Source organism: Streptomyces sp. NPDC002176 (assembly GCF_044903645.1).
GTDB lineage: Bacteria > Actinomycetota > Actinomycetes > Streptomycetales > Streptomycetaceae > Streptomyces.
In genome coordinates this window covers 986,824-1,008,231 of the sequence record NZ_JBJDQW010000002.1, presented here as the reverse complement: position 1 = coordinate 1,008,231, position 21,408 = coordinate 986,824, and the positions used below count along the sequence as shown (strand labels likewise).

The following is a 21,408-nucleotide window of genomic DNA, read 5'->3' as shown; positions in this document are numbered from 1 at the left end:
TGAGTAAGGCGTACCAGAACCACTCCACAGGAGGACCCAGTGGCGAAGGCGAAGTTCGAGCGGACTAAGCCGCACGTCAACATCGGCACCATCGGTCACATCGACCACGGTAAGACGACCCTCACGGCCGCCATTACCAAGGTGCTGCACGACGCGTACCCGGACCTGAACGAGGCCTCGGCCTTCGACCAGATCGACAAGGCTCCCGAGGAGCGCCAGCGCGGTATCACGATCTCGATCGCGCACGTCGAGTACCAGACCGAGACGCGTCACTACGCCCACGTCGACTGCCCCGGTCACGCGGACTACATCAAGAACATGATCACCGGTGCCGCGCAGATGGACGGCGCCATCCTCGTGGTCGCCGCCACCGACGGCCCGATGCCGCAGACCAAGGAGCACGTGCTCCTGGCCCGCCAGGTCGGCGTTCCGTACATCGTCGTCGCCCTGAACAAGGCCGACATGGTGGACGACGAGGAGATCCTGGAGCTCGTCGAGCTCGAGGTCCGTGAGCTCCTCTCCGAGTACGAGTTCCCGGGCGACGACCTGCCGGTCGTCAAGGTCTCGGCGCTCAAGGCGCTCGAGGGCGACAAGGAGTGGGGCAACACCGTCCTCGAGCTCATGAAGGCCGTGGACGAGAACATCCCGCAGCCCGAGCGCGACGTCGACAAGCCGTTCCTGATGCCGATCGAGGACGTCTTCACGATCACCGGTCGTGGCACCGTCGTCACCGGCCGCATCGAGCGTGGTGTCCTCAAGGTCAACGAGACCGTCGACATCGTCGGTATCAAGCAGGACAAGACCACCACCACGGTCACCGGCATCGAGATGTTCCGCAAGCTGCTCGACGAGGGCCAGGCCGGTGAGAACGTCGGTCTGCTCCTCCGTGGCATCAAGCGCGAGGACGTCGAGCGCGGCCAGGTCATCATCAAGCCCGGTTCGGTCACCCCGCACACCGAGTTCGAGGCCCAGGCCTACATCCTGTCCAAGGACGAGGGTGGCCGCCACACGCCGTTCTTCAACAACTACCGCCCGCAGTTCTACTTCCGTACCACGGACGTGACCGGCGTCGTGACCCTCCCCGAGGGCACCGAGATGGTCATGCCGGGCGACAACACTGAGATGACCGTTTCGCTCATCCAGCCCGTCGCCATGGAAGAGGGCCTGAAGTTCGCCATCCGCGAGGGTGGCCGCACGGTGGGCGCCGGCCAGGTCACCAAGATCGTCAAGTAAGTACCCCTTGCTTGAGGGTCATTGACTGACCCGGAGAGGCCCGCACGACGCAAGTCGTGCGGGCCTCTCCGCTGTTCTCTGTGACGTTGCCCTCAGGTGACGGCCCCGATGGGTTTGACCTGCGTCACTATCGGGGTAATCTACTCGGCTCGATTGGCCAGGGGGGTAGGCCATATGGCAGACTGTCGGAGTTGCTCGGTCGAGCGTTGATGCTGCGCGCCTCCCGCCGGGAGGACCGGAAGCGAGTCCCACAGTACTCGTCAACCCCTTGCGGGTTGGACGTACGGGAATCTTCCGGGAAGCGTGAGCGCAATACCGACCAGGCGCCCGGTGGGCCTTCCGCCCCCGGCCCGCGGTTCCGGCAGGGCCGTGTGCATTCCCTGGAGGGATGTTCCAGCGATGGGCATCCGTTTTAGCGGCAGTGCGACACGCCCGACCGCGTGGGTCGGAGAGAAGGCAGTGTGAAACCGCCGGGTTCCGGAGCGTAAGAAGAGACAGGACTACTGAGTAGCCATGGCGGGACAGAAGATCCGCATCCGGCTCAAGGCCTACGACCACGAGGTCATCGACTCTTCGGCGAAGAAGATCGTCGAGACGGTGACGCGCACTGGTGCGTCGGTCGCGGGCCCGGTGCCGCTGCCCACTGAGAAGAACGTGTACTGCGTCATCAAGTCGCCGCACAAGTACAAGGACTCGCGCGAGCACTTCGAGATGCGCACGCACAAGCGCCTGATCGACATCCTCGACCCGACTCCCAAGACCGTTGACTCCCTGATGCGACTCGACCTCCCGGCCGGTGTCGACATCGAGATCAAGCTCTAAGGGTCGGTGATCTGAGAATGGCTAAGCAGATCAAGGGCATCCTGGGCGAGAAGCTCGGCATGACGCAGGTGTGGGACGAGAACAACCGTGTTGTTCCGGTCACCGTCGTCAAGGCCGGTCCGAACGTCGTGACCCAGGTCCGCACCAACGACGTCGACGGCTACGAGTCGGTCCAGATCGCCTTCGGCGAGATCGACCCGCGCAAGGTGAACAAGCCCCTCAAGGGCCACTTCGCCAAGGCCGACGTGACTCCGCGCCGCCACCTGGTGGAGCTCCGTACCTCCGACGCCAGCGAGTACACGCTGGGTCAGGAGATCACTGCCGAGGTCTTCGAGTCGGGCGTCAAGGTCGACGTCACCGCGAAGAGCAAGGGCAAGGGCTTCGCCGGTGTCATGAAGCGCCACAACTTCAAGGGTGGCAAGGCGTCCCACGGTGCCCACCGTGTGCACCGCATGCCCGGTTCCATCGGTGGCTGTGCCACCCCCGGCCGTGTCTTCAAGGGCATGCGCATGGCGGGTCGCATGGGCAACGAGCGGGTCACCACCCAGAACCTGACCGTTCACGCCGTTGACGCGGAGAAGGGCCTGCTCCTCATCAAGGGCGCGGTTCCTGGTCCGAACGGCGGCCTCGTCCTGGTCCGCACCGCGGCCAAGGGGGCCTGAGGACTATGAGCACCATTGACATTCAGTCGCCCTCCGGCGACAACGCCGGGACCGTAGAGCTCCCGGCCGAGATCTTCGACGTGGAGAAGATCAGCGTTCCGCTGCTTCACCAGGTCGTCGTCGCGCAGCTGGCCGCCGCCCGTCAGGGCACGCACAAGGTCAAGCGCCGTGGCGAGGTTCGCGGTGGCGGTAGGAAGCCCTACCGTCAGAAGGGCACCGGCCGCGCGCGCCAGGGTTCGACCCGTGCGCCGCAGTTCGCCGGCGGTGGCGTCGTCCACGGCCCCACCCCGCGTGACTACTCGCAGCGGACCCCGAAGAAGATGAAGGCCGCGGCCCTGCGCCACGCCCTCACCGACCGGGCCCGCAACGCTCGTATCCACGTCATCACCGGCGTGGTCGAGGGCGACACCCCCTCCACCAAGGCCGCCAAGAGCTTCCTCGGCAAGGTCAGCGAGCGCAAGAACGTGCTCCTGGTCATCGAGCGCTCCGACGAGGCCGCGCTGCTTTCCGCGCGCAACCTGCCCCAGGTCCACATCCTGGAGCCGGGCCAGCTGAACACGTACGACGTTCTCGTCTCGGACGACGTGGTCTTCACCCAGGCCGCTTTCGAGTCCTTCGTGTCCGGCCCGAAGGCCAATGACACCGAAGGGAGCGAAGCCTGATGGCTACGCGCCACCCGAGCATCGCCTCGAAGGCCGCCAAGGCCGCCAAGGCCGCGCGCGTCGCCAAGGCGAAGCGTCACGCCACCGAGGGCAAGAACACGGTCGAGACCCCGCTGAGCAAGTCCTTCACGGACCCCCGTGACGTGCTGCTCAAGCCGGTCGTCTCGGAGAAGAGCTACGCGCTCCTCGACGAGGGCAAGTACACGTTCATCGTCGCCCCGAACGCCAACAAGACCCAGATCAAGCAGGCCGTCCAGGCGGTCTTCGACGTCAAGGTCACCGGGGTCAACACGATCAACCGCCAGGGCAAGCGCAAGCGCACGAAGACCGGTTTCGGTCAGCGTGCCGGCAGCAAGCGCGCGATCGTGACCCTCGCTGAGGGCGACCGTATCGACATCTTCGGCGGTCCGACCGCCTGACGGCGGTCTGGATCGTCCGATATCGGACGAGGACTGAGAAATGGGAATCCGCAAGTACAAGCCGACTACGCCGGGCCGTCGTGGCGCCAGCGTCGCCGACTTCGTCGAGGTCACGCGGTCCACGCCGGAGAAGTCGCTGGTCCGCCCTCTGCACAGCAAGGGCGGCCGTAACAACGCCGGTCGTGTGACCGTTCGCCACCAGGGTGGCGGACACAAGCGCGCCTACCGAGTGATCGACTTCCGTCGTCACGACAAGGACGGCGTGCCGGCGAAGGTCGCGCACATCGAGTACGACCCCAACCGCACCGCGCGCATCGCGCTGCTGCACTACGCGGACGGCGAGAAGCGCTACATCCTCGCCCCGCGCAACCTGCAGCAGGGTGACCGCGTCGAGAACGGTCCGGGCGCCGACATCAAGCCGGGCAACAACCTGGCGCTCCGCAACATCCCGGTCGGTACCACGATCCACGCGATCGAGCTCCGTCCCGGTGGCGGCGCCAAGTTCGCGCGTTCGGCCGGTGCCTCCGTGCAGCTGCTCGCGAAGGAGGGCTCGATGGCCCACCTCCGCATGCCGTCCGGTGAGATCCGCCTCGTCGACGCGCGCTGCCGCGCCACCGTCGGTGAGGTCGGCAACGCCGAGCAGAGCAACATCAACTGGGGTAAGGCCGGCCGTAAGCGGTGGCTGGGCGTTCGCCCGACCGTCCGTGGTGTGGTCATGAACCCGGTCGACCACCCGCACGGTGGTGGCGAGGGCCGGACCTCCGGTGGTCGCCACCCTGTGTCCCCGTGGGGCAAGAAGGAAGGCCGTACTCGTTCGCCCAAGAAGGCGTCGAACAAGTACATCGTCCGCCGCCGCAAGACGAACAAGAAGCGTTAAGGACGGGTTGAGATGCCTCGTAGCTTGAAGAAGGGGCCCTTCGTCGACGACCACCTGATCAAGAAGGTGGACGTCCAGAACGAATCGGGCACCAAGAACGTCATCAAGACCTGGTCCCGTCGCTCGATGATCGTCCCGGCGATGCTGGGCCACACGATCGCGGTGCACAACGGCAAGACCCACATCCCGGTGTTCGTCACCGAGGCGATGGTCGGCCACAAGCTCGGCGAGTTCTCGCCGACTCGCACCTTCCGCGGCCACGTCAAGGACGACCGGAAGTCGAAGCGCCGCTAGTAGCGGATCGCATTCAGACACGTAAGTAACTGAGAGGGACAACCATGGAAGCCAGGGCCCAGGCGCGGTACATCCGCGTTACGCCCATGAAGGCCCGCCGCGTGGTGGACCTTATCCGTGGCATGGATGCCACGGAGGCTCAGGCTGTTCTGCGATTCGCTCCGCAGGCAGCCTCCGTGCCGGTCGGCAAGGTGCTCGACAGCGCCATCGCCAACGCCGCGCACAACTACGACCACACCGACGCCGACAGCCTCTTCATTTCCGAGGCGTACGTCGACGAGGGCCCGACCCTGAAGCGGTTCCGTCCGCGCGCCCAGGGCCGTGCCTACCGGATCCGCAAGCGGACCAGCCACATCACCGTGGTCGTCAGCAGCAAGGAAGGAACCCGGTAATGGGCCAGAAGGTAAACCCGCACGGGTTCCGGCTCGGTGTCACGACCGACTTCAAGTCGCGTTGGTACGCCGACAAGCTGTACAAGGACTACGTCAAGGAAGACGTGGCCATCCGTCGCATGCTGACGCAGGGCATGGAGCGCGCGGGCATCTCCAAGGTGGAGATCGAGCGCACCCGTGACCGTGTCCGCGTGGACATCCACACCGCGCGTCCGGGCATCGTCATCGGCCGCCGCGGTGCGGAGGCCGACAAGATCCGCGGTCAGCTGGAGAAGCTGACGGGCAAGCAGGTCCAGCTGAACATCCTCGAGGTCAAGAACCCCGAGACGGATGCCCAGCTGGTCGCTCAGGCCGTCGCCGAGCAGCTGTCCTCGCGTGTCTCCTTCCGTCGCGCCATGCGTAAGAGCATGCAGTCGTCGATGAAGGCCGGCGCCAAGGGCATCAAGATCCAGTGCGGTGGCCGCCTCGGTGGCGCCGAGATGTCCCGCTCGGAGTTCTACCGCGAGGGCCGTGTGCCCCTGCACACGCTCCGCGCGAACGTGGACTACGGCTTCTTCGAGGCCAAGACGACCTTCGGCCGCATCGGTGTGAAGGTCTGGATCTACAAGGGCGATGTCAAGAACATCGCCGAGGTCCGCGCCGAGAACGCCGCGGCCCGTGCGGGTAACCGCCCGGCCCGTGGTGGCGCCGACCGCCCGGCCCGTGGTGGCCGTGGTGGCGAGCGTGGCGGGCGTGGTCGTAAGCCGCAGCAGGCTGCCGGCGCCGAGGCCCCCAAGGCCGAGGCTCCCGCCGCCGCCGCTCCGGCCGAGAGCACCGGAACGGAGGCCTGACCGACATGCTGATCCCCCGTAGGGTCAAGCACCGCAAGCAGCACCACCCGAAGCGCAGCGGCATGGCCAAGGGCGGCACGCAGGTTGCGTTCGGCGAGTACGGCATCCAGGCGCTGACCCCGGCGTATGTGACGAACCGTCAGATCGAAGCGGCTCGTATCGCCATGACCCGCCACATCAAGCGTGGCGGCAAGGTCTGGATCAACATCTACCCGGACCGTCCCCTCACCAAGAAGCCTGCCGAGACCCGCATGGGTTCCGGTAAGGGTTCCCCGGAGTGGTGGATCGCCAACGTCAAGCCCGGACGCGTCATGTTCGAGCTGTCGTATCCCAACGAGAAGATTGCGCGTGAGGCCCTCACTCGTGCGGCTCACAAGCTGCCGATGAAGTGCCGGATCGTTAAGCGCGAGGCAGGTGAAGCGTGATGTCGGTCGGTACCAAGGCGTCCGAGCTGCGCGAGCTGGGCAACGAAGAGCTTCTTGCGAAGCTCCGCGAGGCCAAGGAAGAGCTGTTCAATCTCCGCTTCCAGGCGGCGACCGGGCAGCTCGAGAACCACGGCCGTCTGAAGGCGGTCCGCAAGGACATCGCGCGGATCTACACCCTGATGCGCGAGCGTGAGCTGGGCATCGAGACGGTGGAGAACGCCTGATGAGCGAGAAGAACGTGACTGAGAACGCAGAGGCCCGCGGCTTCCGCAAGACCCGTGAGGGTCTCGTCGTCAGCGACAAGATGGACAAGACCGTCGTCGTCGCTGTCGAGGACCGCGTGAAGCACGCGCTGTACGGCAAGGTCATCCGCCGTACGAACAAGCTCAAGGCGCACGACGAGCAGAACTCCGCCGGTGTCGGCGACCGTGTCCTCCTCGCGGAGACCCGGCCGCTGTCCTCGACGAAGCGCTGGCGCATCGTCGAGATCCTCGAGAAGGCCAAGTAATTTTCCTGCGGGACAATCCGCAGGACAGTTCCGCCAGGCTCGGTCGGGGTCCTGAGTCCCTCAGGGACAGGACCCCGGCCGGGAACCGGCAGACAATCAGGAGATAGACGTGATCCAGCAGGAGTCGCGGCTGCGTGTCGCCGACAACACTGGTGCGAAGGAGATCCTTTGCATCCGTGTGCTCGGTGGCTCCGGTCGCCGCTACGCGGGCATCGGTGACGTCATCGTCGCCACCGTCAAGGACGCGATCCCCGGCGGCAACGTGAAGAAGGGTGACGTCATCAAGGCCGTCATCGTTCGCACCGTCAAGGAGCGCCGTCGTCCGGACGGCTCGTACATCCGCTTCGACGAGAACGCCGCTGTCATTCTCAAGAACGACGGCGACCCTCGCGGCACCCGTATCTTCGGCCCCGTGGGCCGTGAGCTGCGCGAGAAGAAGTTCATGAAGATCATCTCGCTCGCGCCGGAGGTGCTGTAAGCATGAAGATCAAGAAGGGCGACCTGGTCCAGGTCATCACCGGTAAGGACAAGGGCAAGCAGGGCAAGGTCATTGCCGCTTTCCCGCGCGACGAGCGTGTCCTGGTCGAGGGTGTCAACCGGGTCAAGAAGCACACCAAGGCCGGCCCCACCGCCAGCGGTTCGCAGGCGGGCGGCATCGTCACGACCGAGGCGCCCATCCACGTCTCCAACGTCCAGCTGGTCGTTGAGAAGGATGGCAACAAGGTCGTCACGCGTGTCGGCTACCGCTTCGACGACGAAGGCAACAAGATCCGCGTTGCCAAGCGGACGGGTGAGGACATCTGATGGCTACCACCACCACTCCGCGTCTGAAGACGAAGTACCGCGAGGAGATCGCGGGCAAGCTGCGTGACGAGTTCAAGTACGAGAACGTCATGCAGATCCCCGGCCTCGTCAAGATCGTGGTCAACATGGGTGTGGGCGACGCCGCCCGCGACTCCAAGCTGATCGATGGCGCGATTCGCGACCTCACCACGATCACCGGTCAGAAGCCGGCCGTCACCAAGGCCCGCAAGTCCATCGCGCAGTTCAAGCTGCGTGAGGGTCAGCCGATCGGTGCCCACGTCACGCTCCGTGGCGACCGCATGTGGGAGTTCCTGGACCGCACCCTGTCGCTGGCGCTTCCGCGCATCCGCGACTTCCGCGGCCTGTCCCCCAAGCAGTTCGACGGCCGTGGCAACTACACCTTCGGTCTCACGGAGCAGGTCATGTTCCACGAGATCGACCAGGACAAGATCGACCGCGTCCGGGGTATGGACATCACCGTGGTGACCACGGCGACCAACGACGCTGAGGGCCGTGCCCTTCTCCGTCACCTCGGCTTCCCCTTCAAGGAGGCGTAAGCGAGATGGCGAAGAAGGCTCTGATTGCCAAGGCTGCTCGTAAGCCCAAGTTCGGGGTGCGTGGCTACACGCGCTGCCAGCGCTGCGGCCGTCCGCACTCCGTGTACCGCAAGTTCGGCCTCTGCCGCGTGTGCCTTCGTGAGATGGCTCACCGTGGCGAGCTGCCGGGCGTGACCAAGAGCTCCTGGTAATCCCCCTAATCAGGGATTCCCGAAGCTCTCGGTAAGCATCTGGGCCGACAGGAGCCCGCCCCTCCATGCCGTAGGCTGGTGGGGTCGGGCGCCTGTCGTGCCCGTACGACTTACTACGCCGTAGGTCCACCGCGCCGCACCCGCCCCGTCTCGGATCGGGGAGAGGGATGGCGCACCAGGAAACCCCGGCGAGAGAGGCCGAAGGCCAATTCATGACCATGACTGATCCGATCGCAGACATGCTTACGCGTCTGCGTAACGCGAACTCGGCATACCACGACTCCGTGACGATGCCGGCGTCGAAGATCAAGTCTCACATCGCGGAGATCCTCCAGCAGGAGGGCTTCATCACCGGCTGGAAGACCGAGGACGCCGAGGTCGGCAAGAACCTCGTCCTCGAGCTGAAGTTCGGTCCGAACCGTGAGCGCTCCATCGCGGGCATCAAGCGGATCTCGAAGCCCGGTCTCCGGGTCTACGCGAAGTCCACCAACCTGCCGAAGGTGCTCGGCGGCCTGGGCGTGGCGATCATCTCCACGTCGCACGGGCTCCTCACCGACAAGCAGGCCGGCAAGAAGGGCGTAGGCGGAGAAGTTCTCGCCTACGTCTGGTAACGGAAGGGAACGGAGGAAACAGCTATGTCGCGTATTGGCAAGCTCCCCATCACGGTTCCCGCCGGCGTGGACGTCACCATCGACGGCCGTACGGTCTCGGTCAAGGGCCCCAAGGGCACCCTGTCCCACACCGTCGTGGCGCCGATCGACATCGCCAAGGGTGAGGACGGCGTTCTGAACGTCACCCGCCCCAACGACGAGCGTCAGAACAAGGCCCTGCACGGCCTGTCCCGCACGCTGGTGGCGAACATGATCACCGGCGTGACCCAGGGTTACGTGAAGAAGCTCGAGATCAGCGGTGTCGGTTACCGCGTTGCGGCCAAGGGATCGAACCTCGAGTTCGCGCTCGGCTACAGCCACCCGATCACCGTCGAGGCGCCCGAGGGCATCACCTTCAAGGTCGAGACCCCGACCCGCTTCCAGGTCGAGGGCATCGACAAGCAGAAGGTCGGCGAGGTTGCGGCGAACATCCGCAAGCTGCGCAAGCCTGACCCGTACAAGGCCAAGGGCGTCAAGTACGAGGGCGAAGTTATCCGCCGCAAGGTCGGAAAGGCGGGTAAGTAAGCCATGGCATACGGACAGAAGATCCTCAAGGGCGACGCCTACAAGCGCGCCGCGATCAAGCGCCGCCACATCCGGATCCGCAAGCACATCTCGGGTACGGCTGAGCGTCCGCGTCTCGTTGTGACGCGCTCCAACCGCCACATCGTGGCCCAGGTCATCGACGACATCAAGGGTCACACCCTGGCGTCGGCGTCGACCCTGGACGCCGCGATCCGCGGCGGCGAGAGCGACAAGTCGGCGCAGGCCAAGTCGGTCGGCGCGCTTGTCGCCGAGCGCGCCAAGGCCGCCGGTGTCGAGGCTGTCGTATTCGACCGTGGTGGCAACCAGTACGCCGGGCGCATCGCCGCCCTGGCGGACGCCGCCCGCGAAGCCGGACTCAAGTTCTGAGTCCCCGTCGCGCAGCGACTCAGGTCACTGCGTAGCTAGCGGAAAAAGAGAGAGGTAATTCCAATGGCTGGACCCCAGCGCCGCGGTGGCGGTGCCGGTGGCGGCGAGCGGCGGGACCGGAAGGGCCGTGACGGCGGCGCAGCTGCCGCCGAGAAGACCGCGTACGTCGAGCGCGTCGTCGCGATCAATCGTGTCGCCAAGGTTGTGAAGGGTGGTCGTCGCTTCAGCTTCACCGCGCTGGTCGTGGTGGGCGATGGTGACGGCACCGTGGGTGTCGGTTACGGCAAGGCCAAGGAGGTGCCGGCCGCCATCGCCAAGGGTGTTGAGGAGGCCAAGAAGCACTTCTTCAAGGTCCCCCGTATCCAGGGCACCATCCCGCACCCGATCACGGGTGAGAAGGCTGCCGGCGTCGTTCTGCTCAAGCCCGCGTCCCCCGGTACCGGTGTTATCGCCGGTGGCCCGGTGCGTGCCGTGCTCGAGTGCGCCGGTATCCACGACATCCTGTCGAAGTCGCTCGGCTCGTCCAACGCGATCAACATCGTGCACGCGACCGTGGAGGCCCTCAAGGGCCTGCAGCGTCCCGAGGAGGTCGCGGCCCGCCGTGGCCTGCCCCTCGAGGACGTCGCTCCCGCGGCTCTGCTCCGTGCGCGTGCCGGGGCTGGTGCGTAATGGCACAGCTCAAGATCACGCAGGTCAAGTCGTACATCGGCAGCAAGCAGAACCACCGCGACACCCTGCGGTCCCTTGGTCTCAAGGGCATCAACACGCAGGTCGTCAAGGAGGACCGCCCCGAGTTCCGCGGCATGGTGCACACCGTCCGCCACCTCGTGACGGTTGAGGAGGTCTGATCATGGCGGAGAACAACCCGCTCAAGATCCACAACCTCCGTCCGGCCCCGGGCGCCAAGACCGCGAAGACCCGTGTCGGTCGTGGTGAGGCGTCGAAGGGTAAGACGGCTGGTCGTGGTACCAAGGGCACCAAGGCCCGCTACCAGGTTCCGCAGCGCTTCGAGGGTGGCCAGATGCCCCTCCACATGCGCCTGCCGAAGCTCAAGGGCTTCAAGAACCCGTTCAAGACCGAGTTCCAGGTCGTGAACCTCGAGAAGCTGGCCTCGCTCTACCCCGAGGGTGGCGAGGTCACCGTCGAGGGTCTGGTGGCCAAGGGCGCTGTTCGCAAGAACAGCCTCGTCAAGGTCCTGGGCCAGGGCGAGATCTCGGTGGCGCTGCAGGTGACGGTCGACGCCGTCTCCGGCTCCGCCAAGGAGAAGATCGCCGCTGCCGGCGGCACGGTCACCGAGCTGGTCTGAGGCCCTCAAGGGTCCCTCAAGGTCTCTCGATGACGTAGACGATCCCGACCGGGGATACCCCACAATGGGGTATCCCCGGTTGGTCGTTCCTAGGGGGGCGGTGTCGCCGGTAAGGTGGCGAGCGCTGTTCCCTTTCACTTATTCGTCGAACCTCTAGACCGTCACCCTTGACGCAGTTGCGCGGGGGTCGCAGGAGGCACCGTGCTCACCGCGTTCGCCCGGGCGTTCAGGACGCCCGACCTGCGCAAGAAGCTGCTCTTCACGCTGGGCGTCATCGTGGTCTACCGGGTCGGTACCCACGTCCCGATCCCCGGCGTCAACTACAAGGCCGTCCAGACCTGTGTGACCGAGGCTTCCGGTAACCAGGGCCTGTTCGGTCTGGTCAACATGTTCAGTGGCGGAGCCCTGCTCCAGATCACGATCTTCGCCCTCGGCATCATGCCGTACATCACGGCGAGCATCATTCTCCAGCTGCTGACCGTGGTGATCCCGCGTCTGGAGGCCCTCAAGAAGGAGGGGCAGGCCGGTACCGCGAAGATCACGCAGTACACCCGCTATCTGACCGTGGCGCTCGCCATCCTGCAGGGCACCGGCCTGGTGGCCACCGCCCGCAGCGGCGCCCTCTTCAGCGGCTGCACGGTCGCCGGGAACATCGTCCCGGACCAGGCGATCTTCACCACCATCACCATGGTCATCTGCATGACCGCCGGTACGGCGCTGGTGATGTGGCTCGGTGAGCTGATCACCGACCGCGGTATCGGCAACGGCATGTCGATCCTGATGTTCATCTCGATCGCCGCGACCTTCCCGTCCGCGCTGTGGGCCATCAAGAAGCAGGGCACCCTGGCCGGCGGCTGGATCGAGTTCGGCACCGTCATCCTGGTCGGCCTGGTCATGGTCGCGCTCGTGGTCTTCGTGGAGCAGGCCCAGCGCCGCATCCCGGTGCAGTACGCGAAGCGCATGATCGGCCGCCGTTCCTACGGGGGTACGTCGACGTACATCCCGCTGAAGGTCAACCAGGCCGGTGTGATCCCGGTCATCTTCGCCTCGTCGCTGCTCTACATCCCGGCGCTGATCGCGCAGTTCGCGGGCGGGGACTCGGGCTGGAAGCGCTGGATCACGGCGAACCTGACCAAGGGCGACCACCCGATCTACATCTCGCTGTACTTCCTTCTCATCGTGTTCTTCGCGTTCTTCTACGTGGCGATCTCCTTCAACCCCGAGGAAGTCGCCGACAACATGAAGAAGTATGGTGGCTTCATTCCGGGCATCCGGGCAGGCCGGCCGACCGCTGAGTACCTGAGTTACGTGCTCAACCGGATCACCTGGCCGGGCTCGCTGTATCTGGGTCTGATCGCTCTCGTACCGACAATGGCGTTGGTGGGCTTCGGAGCAAGTCAGAACTTCCCCTTCGGCGGAACCAGCATCCTGATCATCGTGGGTGTCGGTCTCGAGACGGTGAAGCAGATCGAGAGCCAGCTCCAGCAGCGCAATTACGAAGGGTTCCTCCGCTGATGCGTATCGTCCTCGTCGGGCCGCCGGGTGCCGGTAAGGGAACGCAAGCCGTCCGCCTCGCTGAGAAGCTGGTCGTTCCGCACATCTCCACGGGCGACCTGTTCCGGGCCAACATCAGTCGGCAGACGGACCTCGGCAAGCTGGCCAAGTCCTACATGGACGCGGGCAACCTCGTCCCGGACGAGGTCACCATCGCCATGGCCAAGGACCGCATGGAACAGCCGGACGCCGAGAACGGCTTCCTGCTCGACGGCTTCCCGCGCAACGTCTCCCAGGCCCAGGCGCTGGACGAACTGCTGCAGGGCGAGGGCATCACGCTGGACGCCGTCCTGGACCTGGAGGTCCCGGAGGAAGAGGTCGTCAAGCGGATCGCCGGTCGGCGCATCTGCCGCAACGACTCCGCGCACGTCTTCCATGTGACGTACAGCGCGCCGAAGAAGGAAGGCGTCTGCGACGTCTGCGGCGGCGAGCTGTACCAGCGGGACGACGACTCCGAGGACACCGTCCGCAAGCGGCTCGAGGTCTACCACACGCAGACCGAGCCGATCATCGACTACTACAAGGCGCAGGGGCTCGTCGTGACGATCTCCTCGCTGGGTCCGGTGGACGAGATCACCAAGCGGGCCCTGGAGGCCCTCAAGCGCGAGAAGGCCGGCAGCGAGTAAGACCCCCGGTCCATGACGGCCGCGGTGCCCGGGCAGGGCGCCGCGGCCGTAGTGTTGTGCAGGTAACCCCAGTCGGTCCGAGTGACGGAGAGCGCAGGCCCCCCATGGTGCAGATCAAGACCCCCGAGCAGATCGCCAAGATGCGGGCGGCGGGGCTGGTCGTCGCCGCGATCCACGCGGCCACCCGTGAGGCGGCGGTGCCCGGCGCGACCACCAAGGACCTGGACGAGGCGGCGCGCAAGGTCCTCGATGAGCATGGCGCGAAGTCGAACTTCCTCGGGTACGGCGGTTTCCCCGCGACCATCTGCACGTCGGTGAACGACGTCGTGGTGCACGGCATCCCCTCCGAGAAGGTCGTCCTGAAGGACGGCGACATGATCTCCATCGACTGCGGCGCGATCGTGGACGGCTGGCACGGTGACGCGGCCTACACCGCCTTCGTCGGCTCGGGCCACGCCCCGGAGCTCATCGAGCTGTCCCGGGTGACCGAGGAGTCGATGTGGGCGGGGATCGCCGCGATGAAGCTGGGCAACCGGCTGGTCGACATCTCCCGCGCGATCGAGACCTACATCCGCCGCCAGCCGAAGCCCGGCGGCGGCAAGTACGGCATCGTCGAGGACTACGGCGGCCACGGCATCGGCACCGAGATGCACATGGACCCGCACCTGCTGAACTACGTCGAGCGCCGCCGCGGCAAGGGCCCCAAGCTGGTCCCCGGCTTCTGCCTCGCCATCGAGCCCATGGTCTCCCTCGGCACCCCCCGCACCGAGGTCCTCGAGGACGACTGGACCGTCATCACCACGGACGGCACCTGGTCCTCCCACTGGGAGCACTCGGTCGCCCTCACCGAGCAGGGCCCCCTGGTCCTCACCTCCCCGGACGGCGGCAGGGCGAAGCTGGCGGAGTACGGCGTGACGGCCGCCCCCGATCCGCTGGCATAAGGATCAGTGGTATGGGGCAGAATTCTTCGATTCGTGTTTCCGGGTGCGCTGACGTAGACTGACTCGTCGGCTCTCGTGCACCCGCATGTCCGCATGCGCCCGTAAGGGAAAGCGTGAGAGTCGATCAAGGTAGTCGATTCGAAGGGCGAAGCGTGGCCAAGAAGCAAGGTGCCATCGAGATCGAGGGCACTGTCGTTGAGTCTCTGCCGAACGCCATGTTCAAGGTCGAGCTCCAGAACGGCCACCAGGTTCTGGCACACATCAGCGGCAAGATGCGTATGCACTACATCCGCATCCTCCCTGACGACCGGGTCGTGGTGGAGCTGTCTCCGTACGACCTGACGCGTGGCCGGATCGTCTACCGGTACAAGTAGATCTTGCCCGCATCCCGGTTCACGCCGGGGTGATGGCACTGACCCGGAGAACCTCACCCCATGAAGGTCAAGCCGAGCGTCAAGAAGATCTGCGACAAGTGCAGGGTGATCCGCCGTCACGGCCGGGTCATGGTCATCTGCGACAACCCGCGCCACAAGCAGCGCCAGGGCTGACGCACGGCCGAACCCTCTGCATTCCTCGCAGAGTCTTCGCGCGACGCAAGCTGAATTTGTTCATACGCAGAGCCCGAGCCAACCAGCTCGACACCCTCGGTCGGAGGCCGAGGACCCGGTTCGTACCTCGTACGGCGGCCGGGACCAGGCTCTGTGGAAGACCTCCGAAGAATCACCAGGAGCCATTGAATGGCACGCGTTTCCGGTGTTGACATCCCGCGCGAAAAGCGCGTGGAGGTCGCCCTCACCTACGTGTTCGGCATTGGCCGGACCCTGTCTCAGGAGACGCTGGCTGCGACCGGCGTCGACCCGAACACCCGTGTTCGTGACCTGACCGAAGAGCAGCTGGTCGCGATCCGCGAGTTCGTCGACAGCAACATCAAGACCGAGGGTGACCTCCGTCGCGAGATCCAGGCCGACATCCGCCGCAAGGTCGAGATCGGCTGCTACCAGGGCCTCCGCCACCGTCGCGGTCTGCCCGTCCGCGGTCAGCGCACCAGCACCAACGCTCGTACCCGCAAGGGCCCGCGTCGCGCCATCGCCGGTAAGAAGAAGCCGGGCAAGAAGTAGTCCGAAGCGGACGACTGTCCACGGTCTTCGCTGAAGGACCGACCACCTCCCGTAGGAGTAAATAGATGCCCCCCAAGGGTCGTCAGGGCGCTGCCAAGAAGGTGCGCCGCAAGGAAAAGAAGAACGTCGCTCACGGCCACGCGCACATCAAGAGCACGTTCAACAACACGATCGTCTCGATCACGGACCCGTCCGGCAACGTGATCTCCTGGGCCTCCGCCGGCCACGTCGGCTTCAAGGGTTCCCGGAAGTCGACGCCGTTCGCCGCGCAGATGGCCGCCGAGTCGGCTGCCCGCCGCGCCCAGGAGCACGGCATGCGCAAGGTCGACGTGTTCGTGAAGGGTCCGGGTTCCGGTCGCGAGACCGCGATCCGTTCGCTTCAGGCCACGGGCCTCGAGGTCGGCTCCATCCAGGACGTCACCCCGACCCCGCACAACGGCTGCCGCCCGCCGAAGCGCCGCCGCGTCTGACGCACAGCGCTCCGCTGGTTTCGCGGGTCCGGGCGGTACGGCTCTTTCGGGCCGTGCCGCCCGTACCCTTGCAGTACTGCTCGGGCGTCAAATAGCGGGCGCCCCTGACTGAAGGATTCACACCATGCTGATCGCTCAGCGTCCTTCGTTGACCGAAGAGGTCGTCGACGAGTTCCGCTCCCGGTTCGTGATCGAGCCGCTGGAGCCGGGCTTCGGCTACACCCTCGGCAACTCCCTCCGCCGTACCCTCCTGTCGTCGATCCCCGGCGCTGCTGTCACCAGCATCCGCGTCGACGGCGTCCTGCACGAGTTCACCACCGTGCCGGGCGTCAAGGAAGACGTCACGGACATGATCCTCAACATCAAGCAGCTGGTCGTCTCCTCGGAGCACGACGAGCCGGTCGTGATGTACCTGCGCAAGCAGGGCCCGGGTCTGGTCACCGCCGCCGACATCGCGCCCCCGGCCGGTGTCGAGGTGCACAACCCCGACCTCGTCCTCGCCACGCTCAACGGCAAGGGCAAGCTGGAGATGGAGCTGACCGTCGAGCGCGGTCGCGGCTACGTCTCCGCCGTGCAGAACAAGCAGGTGGGCCAGGAGATCGGCCGTATCCCGGTCGACTCCATCTACTCGCCGGTTCTCAAGGTCACGTACAAGGTCGAGGCCACGCGTGTCGAGCAGCGCACCGACTTCGACAAGCTGATCGTCGACGTCGAGACCAAGCAGGCGATGCGTCCCCGCGACGCCATGGCCTCCGCCGGTAAGACCCTGGTCGAGCTGTTCGGTCTCGCTCGCGAGCTGAACATCGACGCCGAGGGCATCGACATGGGTCCGTCCCCGACGGACGCCGCGCTGGCCGCCGATCTGGCGCTGCCGATCGAGGAGCTCGAGCTCACCGTTCGGTCGTACAACTGCCTCAAGCGTGAGGGCATCCACTCCGTGGGTGAGCTCGTCGCCCGCTCCGAGGCCGACCTGCTCGACATCCGCAACTTCGGTGCGAAGTCCATCGACGAGGTCAAGGCCAAGCTCGCGGGCATGGGCCTCGCGCTCAAGGACTCGCCTCCCGGGTTCGACCCGACCGCCGCCGCGGACGCCTTCGGCGCCGACGACGACGCGGACGCCGGTTTCGTGGAGACCGAGCAGTACTGATTCGGCTGCCGGTCCGTCGTGGCTGGTCGCGCAGTTCCCCGCGCCCCTTTGGGGCGCGGACCACTCCGGGCAGCTGAAAAGTTGCCCGGATCTCCGAAGAGCAACCGCTCGCTCGGATACTGACTTCGGTACCTGACACGGCCGGGGCAGACACTTAGGAGAAACACCATGCCGAAGCCCGCCAAGGGTGCCCGTCTGGGCGGCAGCGCCGCGCACGAGAAGCTCCTCCTCGCGAACCTCGCGAAGAGCCTCTTCGAGCACGGCCGTATCACCACCACCGAGGCGAAGGCGCGCCGTCTGCGCCCGTACGCCGAGCGTCTGGTCACCAAGGCGAAGAAGGGCGACCTTCACAACCGCCGTCAGGTGCTCCAGGTGATCACGGACAAGAGCATCGTCCACACGCTCTTCACCGAGATCGGCCCGCGCTACGAGAACCGCCCCGGTGGTTACACCCGCATCACCAAGATCGGTAACCGTCGTGGCGACAACGCGCCCATGGCTGTCATCGAGCTGGTCGAGGCGCTGACCGTCGCGCAGCAGGCCACCGGTGAGGCCGAGGCCGCCACCAAGCGTGCGGTCAAGGAGTCCGACGAGGCCAAGGTCGAGCAGACCGAGGCCACCGAGGCTCCGGCCGAGGAGTCCAAGGACGCCTGAGGCTCTGCCTGACGCCTGAGAGCGGGCCTGCCCTTCCGGGGGCGGGCCCGCTTTCGTGTTTTGAGAGGATTTCCCGCGTGAGTGACGAAGCACAGCCCGGCCATGTCCGTATCCGCCTCGACCTGTCCTACGACGGCAGCGACTTCCACGGGTGGGCCAAGCAGGCCGGTGGCAGGCGGACCGTGCAGGGCGAGATCGAGGACGCCCTGCGCACGGTGACCCGGTCGAAGGAGACGTACGAGCTGACGGTCGCCGGGCGGACGGACGCCGGGGTGCACGCGCGCGGCCAGGTCGCCCATGTCGACCTGCCGGAGCCGGTGTGGGCCGAGCACCGGGAGAAGCTGCTGAAGCGGCTCGCCGGACGGCTGTCGAAGGACGTACGGGTCTGGTCGCTGACCGAGGCCCCGCCCGGCTTCAACGCCCGTTTCTCCGCGATCTGGCGGCGCTACGCGTACCGCGTCACCGACAACCCCGGCGGTGTCGACCCGCTGCTGCGCAACCATGTGCTGTGGCACGACTGGCCGCTGGACGTGGACGCGATGAACGAGGCGGCCCGCCTCCTGCTGGGCGAGCACGACTTCGCGGCGTACTGCAAGCGGCGTGAGGGCGCCACCACCATCCGGACCCTGCAGGAACTGAGCCTGGTGCGCGGGGCGGACGGGGTGATCACGGCGACGGTGCGCGCGGACGCCTTCTGCCACAACATGGTGCGCTCACTGATCGGCGCGCTGCTGTTCGTCGGTGACGGGCACCGGGGGCCCCAGTGGCCGGGGAAGGTGCTCGGGGCCGGGGTGCGGGACTCCGCGGTGCATGTGGTGCGGCCGCACGGGCTGACGCTGGAGGAGGTCGGCTACCCCGCCGACGAGCTGCTGGCCGCGCGGAACAAGGAGGCGCGGAACCGGCGCTCGCTTCCGTCGGCGGGGTGCTGCTGAGCTGAGCGGGGGGAGTGCGGGCGGCGAGCGGGGGAGTGCGGGCCGCTACTGGCCCGTGGCCGCCGACGCCTGTGCTTCCCCGCGTCGCCGGATCTGGCGGAAGGAGAACTGGGCCAGGTCGTTGCCGGCGGCGAAGACCTTGGTGTCCTTGGTCGTCACGTCCTTGCCGTCGGTGAACCCGGCGATGGTGAAGTAGGCGTAACGGCCGAGGGTGTTGGTGGTGGAGCGGCAGATCGCGGAGTCGCAGAACGCCTTGACGCCCTTGCCGGGCAGCGCGGCGACGATGCTCTTCTTGTCCGCGCGGTCCTTGAAGCGCTGGGCGTCGGTGTCGTTGTCGAAGACCGCGACGCCGACCGTGACGGCCACGCCCCCGTTGACGTAGCTGACCCGCATCAGCCGGGTGCAGGCGCCCGCGGTGAGCGCCTTGGGCAGGGTGCCGCCCGCGCCGGACGCGCAGTTCTTGCTGTCGCTGGTGGCGCCCTTCTTGTACACCGTCTCGCCCATGGTGAGCTGGGTCCCCGGGAACAGGGTCTCCGGGCTCAGCGGAGCGGTGTCCTTGTTGGCGCTGGCTATGAAGTCCTTGGGGTCCAGCGCGGGCGGTGCGGTGGTCGGCGCGAAGGACGGTGCCGTGGCCGCCGTGCCGCCCGGCAGGGAGGCGGTCGCGGGCAGGCTGGAGGGACCGCCGGCCCGGTCGTCGCCGCCCGTGTTCACCACGGCCATGGCGACGGCGGTGCCGATCGCGCCCGTGGCGAGCACGCCGCCCGCGACGAGCAGCACCTTGCGGCGCTTCTTGCGGTTCTCCGAGGCGTCCGCGAGCGCGGCCCAGTCCGGGGTTCCGTCGTCGTCGCCGTTCTTCCACGGCTGCTCAGATTGAGGTGTCCAAGGGTCCCACTGAGACTGGGGACCCCCCTGCCCGTAACTCATGGGGCGCATCTTAGAGGGGGTCGCGGGGTCCCGGTACGCCCGAGGTGAGGGGGCCGTAAGGCGATAGGGGGACCTTCGGCGCACGGGGGAACATCTCGCCGGGCGCGATTTCCGGCTAGCTCGTTTTGACCCGTCCGGGGTGGGCCGGTAGGCTGGCTCCTCGTTGTGTATTGGCTTGCTCATTCTCACGGGACGGGCCCTTACACCGGTCCACCGGGCCGATGACCAGCGATCAGCACGCGGTTGCGTCACCGCAGTGCGATCGAGGCTGTCGTGATCGTTTCGGTGACCTGTTCAGGACCATTCACTCGAAGCGAAGGCTACGAACCGTGCGTACGTACAGCCCCAAGCCCGGCGATGTGACGCGCCAGTGGTACGTCATCGACGCTCAGGACATCGTCCTGGGTCGTCTCGCCACCACCGCCGCGACCCTTCTCCGGGGCAAGCACAAGCCGATCTACGCGCCGCACGTTGACACCGGCGACTTCGTCGTCATCGTCAACGCCGACAAGGTGCACCTGTCCGGCAACAAGCGGACCCAGAAGATGGCTTACCGCCACTCCGGCTACCCGGGTGGTCTGCGCTCGGTCCGTTACGACGAGCTGCTCGACAAGAACCCCGAGAAGGCCGTCGAGAAGGCCGTCAAGGGCATGCTCCCCAAGAACTCCCTTGGCCGTCAGATGCTCTCGAAGCTGAAGGTCTACAAGGGTGACCAGCACCCGCACGCTGCCCAGCAGCCGGTGCCGTTCGAGATCACCCAGGTCGCGCAGTAATTCCGGCCACCCTTTAAGACTGAAGAGAATCTGAGGAGAATCGTGGCCGAGACCACCCCCGAGCAGCCGCTCGAAGAGACCGAGCTCGTCGACATCGAGAGCTACACCACCGAGACCGAGCTCCCCGTCGAGGGCGAGTACACCTCGGAGTCCCTCGCGTCCCACTTCGGCGAGCCGCAGCCGGCCGCCGGCCTGGGCCGTCGGAAGAACGCCATCGCCCGCGTCCGGATCGTTCCGGGCACCGGCAAGTGGAAGATCAACGGTCGCACCCTCGAGGACTACTTCCCGAACAAGGTGCACCAGCAGGAAGTCAACGAGCCCTTCAAGGTGCTCGAGCTGGACGACCGCTACGACGTCGTCGCCCGCATCGCGGGTGGCGGTGTCTCCGGTCAGGCCGGTGCGCTCCGTCTCGGTGTCGCCCGTGCGCTGAACGAGGCGGACGTCGACAACAACCGCGGTGCCCTGAAGAAGGCCGGCTTCCTCAAGCGCGACGACCGTGCGGTCGAGCGCAAGAAGGCCGGTCTCAAGAAGGCCCGTAAGGCCCCGCAGTACAGCAAGCGCTAAACAGCGGCGCTTCGCGCGTACTCCGAACGCCCCGACGGCACGCCCTGTGTGCCGCCGGGGCGTTCGTTTATCTCCGCCAAGGGCGTATAACGACACAAGACGCTCAAAGGCTTGTGTGATCGAACGCTCGGGCGCATGCCATGATTCCTGGCAGCAGTGAC

At 66.3% G+C, this 21,408-nt stretch carries 35 protein-coding genes; 34 read left to right on the top strand and 1 reads right to left on the bottom strand.

The window, feature by feature from the left end:
• Positions 1 to 39: 39 nt before the first annotated feature.
• The 32 genes from tuf (at position 40) to truA (ending at position 18,986) form a co-directional block, all read left to right on the top strand.
• Complete coding sequence (gene tuf / locus ACI2LY_RS12905; protein WP_031180867.1) at positions 40 to 1,233, top strand: elongation factor Tu; 1,194 nt, start codon at positions 40 to 42, stop codon at positions 1,231 to 1,233.
• Between the two features lie 513 nt (positions 1,234 to 1,746).
• Positions 1,747 to 2,055, top strand: coding sequence for a 30S ribosomal protein S10 (gene rpsJ, locus ACI2LY_RS12900; RefSeq protein ID WP_003948644.1), 309 nt, complete (start codon positions 1,747 to 1,749; stop codon positions 2,053 to 2,055).
• A gap of 17 nt (positions 2,056 to 2,072) precedes the next feature.
• Entirely contained in the window at positions 2,073 to 2,717 is a 645-nt protein-coding gene (gene rplC, locus ACI2LY_RS12895; protein ID WP_018543906.1) for a 50S ribosomal protein L3, read from the top strand.
• Between the two features lie 5 nt (positions 2,718 to 2,722).
• The gene (gene rplD / locus ACI2LY_RS12890; protein ID WP_393595888.1) at positions 2,723 to 3,379 is read left to right on the top strand and encodes a 50S ribosomal protein L4; all 657 of its coding nucleotides are present in this window, start codon (positions 2,723 to 2,725) and stop codon (positions 3,377 to 3,379) included.
• A complete protein-coding gene (gene rplW / locus ACI2LY_RS12885) occupies positions 3,379 to 3,798 on the top strand; it encodes a 50S ribosomal protein L23 (RefSeq protein WP_030811665.1) in 420 nt (139 codons plus the stop codon). Before rplD ends, rplW begins: the two co-directional genes overlap by 1 nt.
• 40 nt (positions 3,799 to 3,838) lie before the next feature.
• Positions 3,839 to 4,675: a 50S ribosomal protein L2 gene (rplB, locus tag ACI2LY_RS12880; RefSeq protein WP_388996889.1), complete on the top strand. Its 837-nt coding sequence runs from the start codon at positions 3,839 to 3,841 to the stop codon at positions 4,673 to 4,675.
• 12 nt (positions 4,676 to 4,687) lie between these two features.
• Entirely contained in the window at positions 4,688 to 4,969 is a 282-nt protein-coding gene (gene rpsS, locus ACI2LY_RS12875; protein WP_388996886.1) for a 30S ribosomal protein S19, read from the top strand.
• 44 nt (positions 4,970 to 5,013) lie between these two features.
• Complete coding sequence (gene rplV / locus ACI2LY_RS12870; protein ID WP_003974262.1) at positions 5,014 to 5,361, top strand: 50S ribosomal protein L22; 348 nt, start codon at positions 5,014 to 5,016, stop codon at positions 5,359 to 5,361.
• Positions 5,361 to 6,191 carry a 30S ribosomal protein S3 gene (rpsC, locus tag ACI2LY_RS12865; protein WP_388996883.1) on the top strand — a complete coding sequence of 277 codons (831 nt, stop codon included), beginning with the start codon at positions 5,361 to 5,363 and terminating at the stop codon, positions 6,189 to 6,191. Before rplV ends, rpsC begins: the two co-directional genes overlap by 1 nt.
• 5 nt (positions 6,192 to 6,196) lie before the next feature.
• Entirely contained in the window at positions 6,197 to 6,616 is a 420-nt protein-coding gene (gene rplP, locus ACI2LY_RS12860) for a 50S ribosomal protein L16 (protein ID WP_030811678.1), read from the top strand.
• The gene (gene rpmC, locus ACI2LY_RS12855; protein WP_023547377.1) at positions 6,616 to 6,840 is read left to right on the top strand and encodes a 50S ribosomal protein L29; all 225 of its coding nucleotides are present in this window, start codon (positions 6,616 to 6,618) and stop codon (positions 6,838 to 6,840) included. The genes rplP and rpmC overlap by 1 nt, the downstream gene beginning before the upstream one ends.
• Positions 6,840 to 7,124: a 30S ribosomal protein S17 gene (rpsQ, locus tag ACI2LY_RS12850; protein ID WP_388996878.1), complete on the top strand. Its 285-nt coding sequence runs from the start codon at positions 6,840 to 6,842 to the stop codon at positions 7,122 to 7,124. Before rpmC ends, rpsQ begins: the two co-directional genes overlap by 1 nt.
• 109 nt (positions 7,125 to 7,233) lie before the next feature.
• Positions 7,234 to 7,602 carry a 50S ribosomal protein L14 gene (gene rplN, locus ACI2LY_RS12845; RefSeq protein ID WP_003992364.1) on the top strand — a complete coding sequence of 123 codons (369 nt, stop codon included), beginning with the start codon at positions 7,234 to 7,236 and terminating at the stop codon, positions 7,600 to 7,602.
• 2 nt (positions 7,603 to 7,604) lie between these two features.
• Positions 7,605 to 7,928 (top strand): 50S ribosomal protein L24, encoded by a 324-nt coding sequence (gene rplX / locus ACI2LY_RS12840; RefSeq protein ID WP_161146652.1) that lies wholly within the window; start codon positions 7,605 to 7,607, stop codon positions 7,926 to 7,928.
• A complete protein-coding gene (rplE, locus tag ACI2LY_RS12835; protein ID WP_030930495.1) occupies positions 7,928 to 8,485 on the top strand; it encodes a 50S ribosomal protein L5 in 558 nt (185 codons plus the stop codon). The genes rplX and rplE overlap by 1 nt, the downstream gene beginning before the upstream one ends.
• A 5-nt stretch (positions 8,486 to 8,490) precedes the next feature.
• The gene (locus ACI2LY_RS12830; protein ID WP_003948630.1) at positions 8,491 to 8,676 is read left to right on the top strand and encodes a type Z 30S ribosomal protein S14; all 186 of its coding nucleotides are present in this window, start codon (positions 8,491 to 8,493) and stop codon (positions 8,674 to 8,676) included.
• A gap of 212 nt (positions 8,677 to 8,888) precedes the next feature.
• On the top strand, positions 8,889 to 9,287 hold the full coding sequence (gene rpsH, locus ACI2LY_RS12825) for a 30S ribosomal protein S8 (RefSeq protein WP_026248232.1): 399 nt from the start codon (positions 8,889 to 8,891) through the stop codon (positions 9,285 to 9,287).
• A gap of 24 nt (positions 9,288 to 9,311) precedes the next feature.
• A complete protein-coding gene (rplF, locus tag ACI2LY_RS12820) occupies positions 9,312 to 9,851 on the top strand; it encodes a 50S ribosomal protein L6 (protein WP_393914809.1) in 540 nt (179 codons plus the stop codon).
• 3 nt (positions 9,852 to 9,854) lie between these two features.
• Positions 9,855 to 10,238 carry a 50S ribosomal protein L18 gene (gene rplR / locus ACI2LY_RS12815; protein WP_404707168.1) on the top strand — a complete coding sequence of 128 codons (384 nt, stop codon included), beginning with the start codon at positions 9,855 to 9,857 and terminating at the stop codon, positions 10,236 to 10,238.
• Between the two features lie 63 nt (positions 10,239 to 10,301).
• On the top strand, positions 10,302 to 10,907 hold the full coding sequence (gene rpsE / locus ACI2LY_RS12810) for a 30S ribosomal protein S5 (RefSeq protein WP_350745509.1): 606 nt from the start codon (positions 10,302 to 10,304) through the stop codon (positions 10,905 to 10,907).
• Positions 10,907 to 11,086, top strand: a complete 180-nt coding sequence (rpmD, locus tag ACI2LY_RS12805) for a 50S ribosomal protein L30 (RefSeq protein ID WP_052580766.1) — start codon at positions 10,907 to 10,909, stop codon at positions 11,084 to 11,086. Before rpsE ends, rpmD begins: the two co-directional genes overlap by 1 nt.
• Before the next feature lie 2 nt (positions 11,087 to 11,088).
• Entirely contained in the window at positions 11,089 to 11,544 is a 456-nt protein-coding gene (gene rplO, locus ACI2LY_RS12800; protein WP_388996872.1) for a 50S ribosomal protein L15, read from the top strand.
• A 201-nt stretch (positions 11,545 to 11,745) separates the two neighbouring features.
• Complete coding sequence (gene secY, locus ACI2LY_RS12795) at positions 11,746 to 13,059, top strand: preprotein translocase subunit SecY (RefSeq protein ID WP_388996869.1); 1,314 nt, start codon at positions 11,746 to 11,748, stop codon at positions 13,057 to 13,059.
• Positions 13,059 to 13,724 carry an adenylate kinase gene (locus tag ACI2LY_RS12790; RefSeq protein ID WP_404707167.1) on the top strand — a complete coding sequence of 222 codons (666 nt, stop codon included), beginning with the start codon at positions 13,059 to 13,061 and terminating at the stop codon, positions 13,722 to 13,724. The genes secY and ACI2LY_RS12790 overlap by 1 nt, the downstream gene beginning before the upstream one ends.
• 104 nt (positions 13,725 to 13,828) lie before the next feature.
• Positions 13,829 to 14,665: a type I methionyl aminopeptidase gene (gene map, locus ACI2LY_RS12785; protein ID WP_393914810.1), complete on the top strand. Its 837-nt coding sequence runs from the start codon at positions 13,829 to 13,831 to the stop codon at positions 14,663 to 14,665.
• Between the two features lie 152 nt (positions 14,666 to 14,817).
• The gene (gene infA / locus ACI2LY_RS12780; RefSeq protein WP_003948620.1) at positions 14,818 to 15,039 is read left to right on the top strand and encodes a translation initiation factor IF-1; all 222 of its coding nucleotides are present in this window, start codon (positions 14,818 to 14,820) and stop codon (positions 15,037 to 15,039) included.
• 60 nt (positions 15,040 to 15,099) lie between these two features.
• A complete protein-coding gene (rpmJ, locus tag ACI2LY_RS12775) occupies positions 15,100 to 15,213 on the top strand; it encodes a 50S ribosomal protein L36 (protein ID WP_003974245.1) in 114 nt (37 codons plus the stop codon).
• 189 nt (positions 15,214 to 15,402) lie between these two features.
• A complete protein-coding gene (gene rpsM / locus ACI2LY_RS12770; RefSeq protein WP_388996860.1) occupies positions 15,403 to 15,783 on the top strand; it encodes a 30S ribosomal protein S13 in 381 nt (126 codons plus the stop codon).
• A 65-nt stretch (positions 15,784 to 15,848) separates the two neighbouring features.
• Positions 15,849 to 16,253, top strand: a complete 405-nt coding sequence (gene rpsK, locus ACI2LY_RS12765) for a 30S ribosomal protein S11 (RefSeq protein WP_003956432.1) — start codon at positions 15,849 to 15,851, stop codon at positions 16,251 to 16,253.
• 124 nt (positions 16,254 to 16,377) lie between these two features.
• Positions 16,378 to 17,400: a DNA-directed RNA polymerase subunit alpha gene (locus ACI2LY_RS12760; protein ID WP_161182732.1), complete on the top strand. Its 1,023-nt coding sequence runs from the start codon at positions 16,378 to 16,380 to the stop codon at positions 17,398 to 17,400.
• 168 nt (positions 17,401 to 17,568) lie between these two features.
• The gene (gene rplQ, locus ACI2LY_RS12755) at positions 17,569 to 18,054 is read left to right on the top strand and encodes a 50S ribosomal protein L17 (RefSeq protein ID WP_388996856.1); all 486 of its coding nucleotides are present in this window, start codon (positions 17,569 to 17,571) and stop codon (positions 18,052 to 18,054) included.
• Between the two features lie 77 nt (positions 18,055 to 18,131).
• Positions 18,132 to 18,986, top strand: coding sequence for a tRNA pseudouridine(38-40) synthase TruA (gene truA, locus ACI2LY_RS12750; protein ID WP_404707166.1), 855 nt, complete (start codon positions 18,132 to 18,134; stop codon positions 18,984 to 18,986).
• 45 nt (positions 18,987 to 19,031) lie between these two features.
• Here truA and ACI2LY_RS12745 read toward each other — a convergent pair whose 3' ends face one another.
• Entirely contained in the window at positions 19,032 to 19,910 is an 879-nt protein-coding gene (locus ACI2LY_RS12745) for a hypothetical protein (RefSeq protein WP_404707165.1), read from the bottom strand.
• Positions 19,911 to 20,239: 329 nt separating this feature from the next.
• On the opposite strand from ACI2LY_RS12745, the gene rplM reads away from it, so the two are divergent.
• Both rplM and rpsI read left to right on the top strand, forming a co-directional pair.
• Entirely contained in the window at positions 20,240 to 20,683 is a 444-nt protein-coding gene (rplM, locus tag ACI2LY_RS12740; RefSeq protein WP_388996847.1) for a 50S ribosomal protein L13, read from the top strand.
• 42 nt (positions 20,684 to 20,725) lie between these two features.
• Positions 20,726 to 21,247, top strand: a complete 522-nt coding sequence (rpsI, locus tag ACI2LY_RS12735) for a 30S ribosomal protein S9 (RefSeq protein WP_388996844.1) — start codon at positions 20,726 to 20,728, stop codon at positions 21,245 to 21,247.
• Positions 21,248 to 21,408: the final 161 nt, after the last annotated feature.

Coding starts and splice junctions, on each gene's coding strand:
- rpsJ (WP_003948644.1), top strand. CDS start 1,747: ATGGCGGGACAGAAGATCCGCATCCGGCTCAAGGCCTACGACCACGAG.
- rplC (WP_018543906.1), top strand. CDS start 2,073: ATGGCTAAGCAGATCAAGGGCATCCTGGGCGAGAAGCTCGGCATGACG.
- rplD (WP_393595888.1), top strand. CDS start 2,723: ATGAGCACCATTGACATTCAGTCGCCCTCCGGCGACAACGCCGGGACC.
- rplW (WP_030811665.1), top strand. CDS start 3,379: ATGGCTACGCGCCACCCGAGCATCGCCTCGAAGGCCGCCAAGGCCGCC.
- rplB (WP_388996889.1), top strand. CDS start 3,839: ATGGGAATCCGCAAGTACAAGCCGACTACGCCGGGCCGTCGTGGCGCC.
- rpsS (WP_388996886.1), top strand. CDS start 4,688: ATGCCTCGTAGCTTGAAGAAGGGGCCCTTCGTCGACGACCACCTGATC.
- rplV (WP_003974262.1), top strand. CDS start 5,014: ATGGAAGCCAGGGCCCAGGCGCGGTACATCCGCGTTACGCCCATGAAG.
- rpsC (WP_388996883.1), top strand. CDS start 5,361: ATGGGCCAGAAGGTAAACCCGCACGGGTTCCGGCTCGGTGTCACGACC.
- rplP (WP_030811678.1), top strand. CDS start 6,197: ATGCTGATCCCCCGTAGGGTCAAGCACCGCAAGCAGCACCACCCGAAG.
- rpmC (WP_023547377.1), top strand. CDS start 6,616: ATGTCGGTCGGTACCAAGGCGTCCGAGCTGCGCGAGCTGGGCAACGAA.
- rpsQ (WP_388996878.1), top strand. CDS start 6,840: ATGAGCGAGAAGAACGTGACTGAGAACGCAGAGGCCCGCGGCTTCCGC.
- rplX (WP_161146652.1), top strand. CDS start 7,605: ATGAAGATCAAGAAGGGCGACCTGGTCCAGGTCATCACCGGTAAGGAC.
- rplE (WP_030930495.1), top strand. CDS start 7,928: ATGGCTACCACCACCACTCCGCGTCTGAAGACGAAGTACCGCGAGGAG.
- ACI2LY_RS12830 (WP_003948630.1), top strand. CDS start 8,491: ATGGCGAAGAAGGCTCTGATTGCCAAGGCTGCTCGTAAGCCCAAGTTC.
- rpsH (WP_026248232.1), top strand. CDS start 8,889: ATGACCATGACTGATCCGATCGCAGACATGCTTACGCGTCTGCGTAAC.
- rplF (WP_393914809.1), top strand. CDS start 9,312: ATGTCGCGTATTGGCAAGCTCCCCATCACGGTTCCCGCCGGCGTGGAC.
- rplR (WP_404707168.1), top strand. CDS start 9,855: ATGGCATACGGACAGAAGATCCTCAAGGGCGACGCCTACAAGCGCGCC.
- rpsE (WP_350745509.1), top strand. CDS start 10,302: ATGGCTGGACCCCAGCGCCGCGGTGGCGGTGCCGGTGGCGGCGAGCGG.
- rpmD (WP_052580766.1), top strand. CDS start 10,907: ATGGCACAGCTCAAGATCACGCAGGTCAAGTCGTACATCGGCAGCAAG.
- rplO (WP_388996872.1), top strand. CDS start 11,089: ATGGCGGAGAACAACCCGCTCAAGATCCACAACCTCCGTCCGGCCCCG.
- ACI2LY_RS12790 (WP_404707167.1), top strand. CDS start 13,059: ATGCGTATCGTCCTCGTCGGGCCGCCGGGTGCCGGTAAGGGAACGCAA.
- map (WP_393914810.1), top strand. CDS start 13,829: ATGGTGCAGATCAAGACCCCCGAGCAGATCGCCAAGATGCGGGCGGCG.
- rpmJ (WP_003974245.1), top strand. CDS start 15,100: ATGAAGGTCAAGCCGAGCGTCAAGAAGATCTGCGACAAGTGCAGGGTG.
- rpsM (WP_388996860.1), top strand. CDS start 15,403: ATGGCACGCGTTTCCGGTGTTGACATCCCGCGCGAAAAGCGCGTGGAG.
- rpsK (WP_003956432.1), top strand. CDS start 15,849: ATGCCCCCCAAGGGTCGTCAGGGCGCTGCCAAGAAGGTGCGCCGCAAG.
- ACI2LY_RS12760 (WP_161182732.1), top strand. CDS start 16,378: ATGCTGATCGCTCAGCGTCCTTCGTTGACCGAAGAGGTCGTCGACGAG.
- rplQ (WP_388996856.1), top strand. CDS start 17,569: ATGCCGAAGCCCGCCAAGGGTGCCCGTCTGGGCGGCAGCGCCGCGCAC.
- ACI2LY_RS12745 (WP_404707165.1), bottom strand. CDS start 19,910: ATGAGTTACGGGCAGGGGGGTCCCCAGTCTCAGTGGGACCCTTGGACA.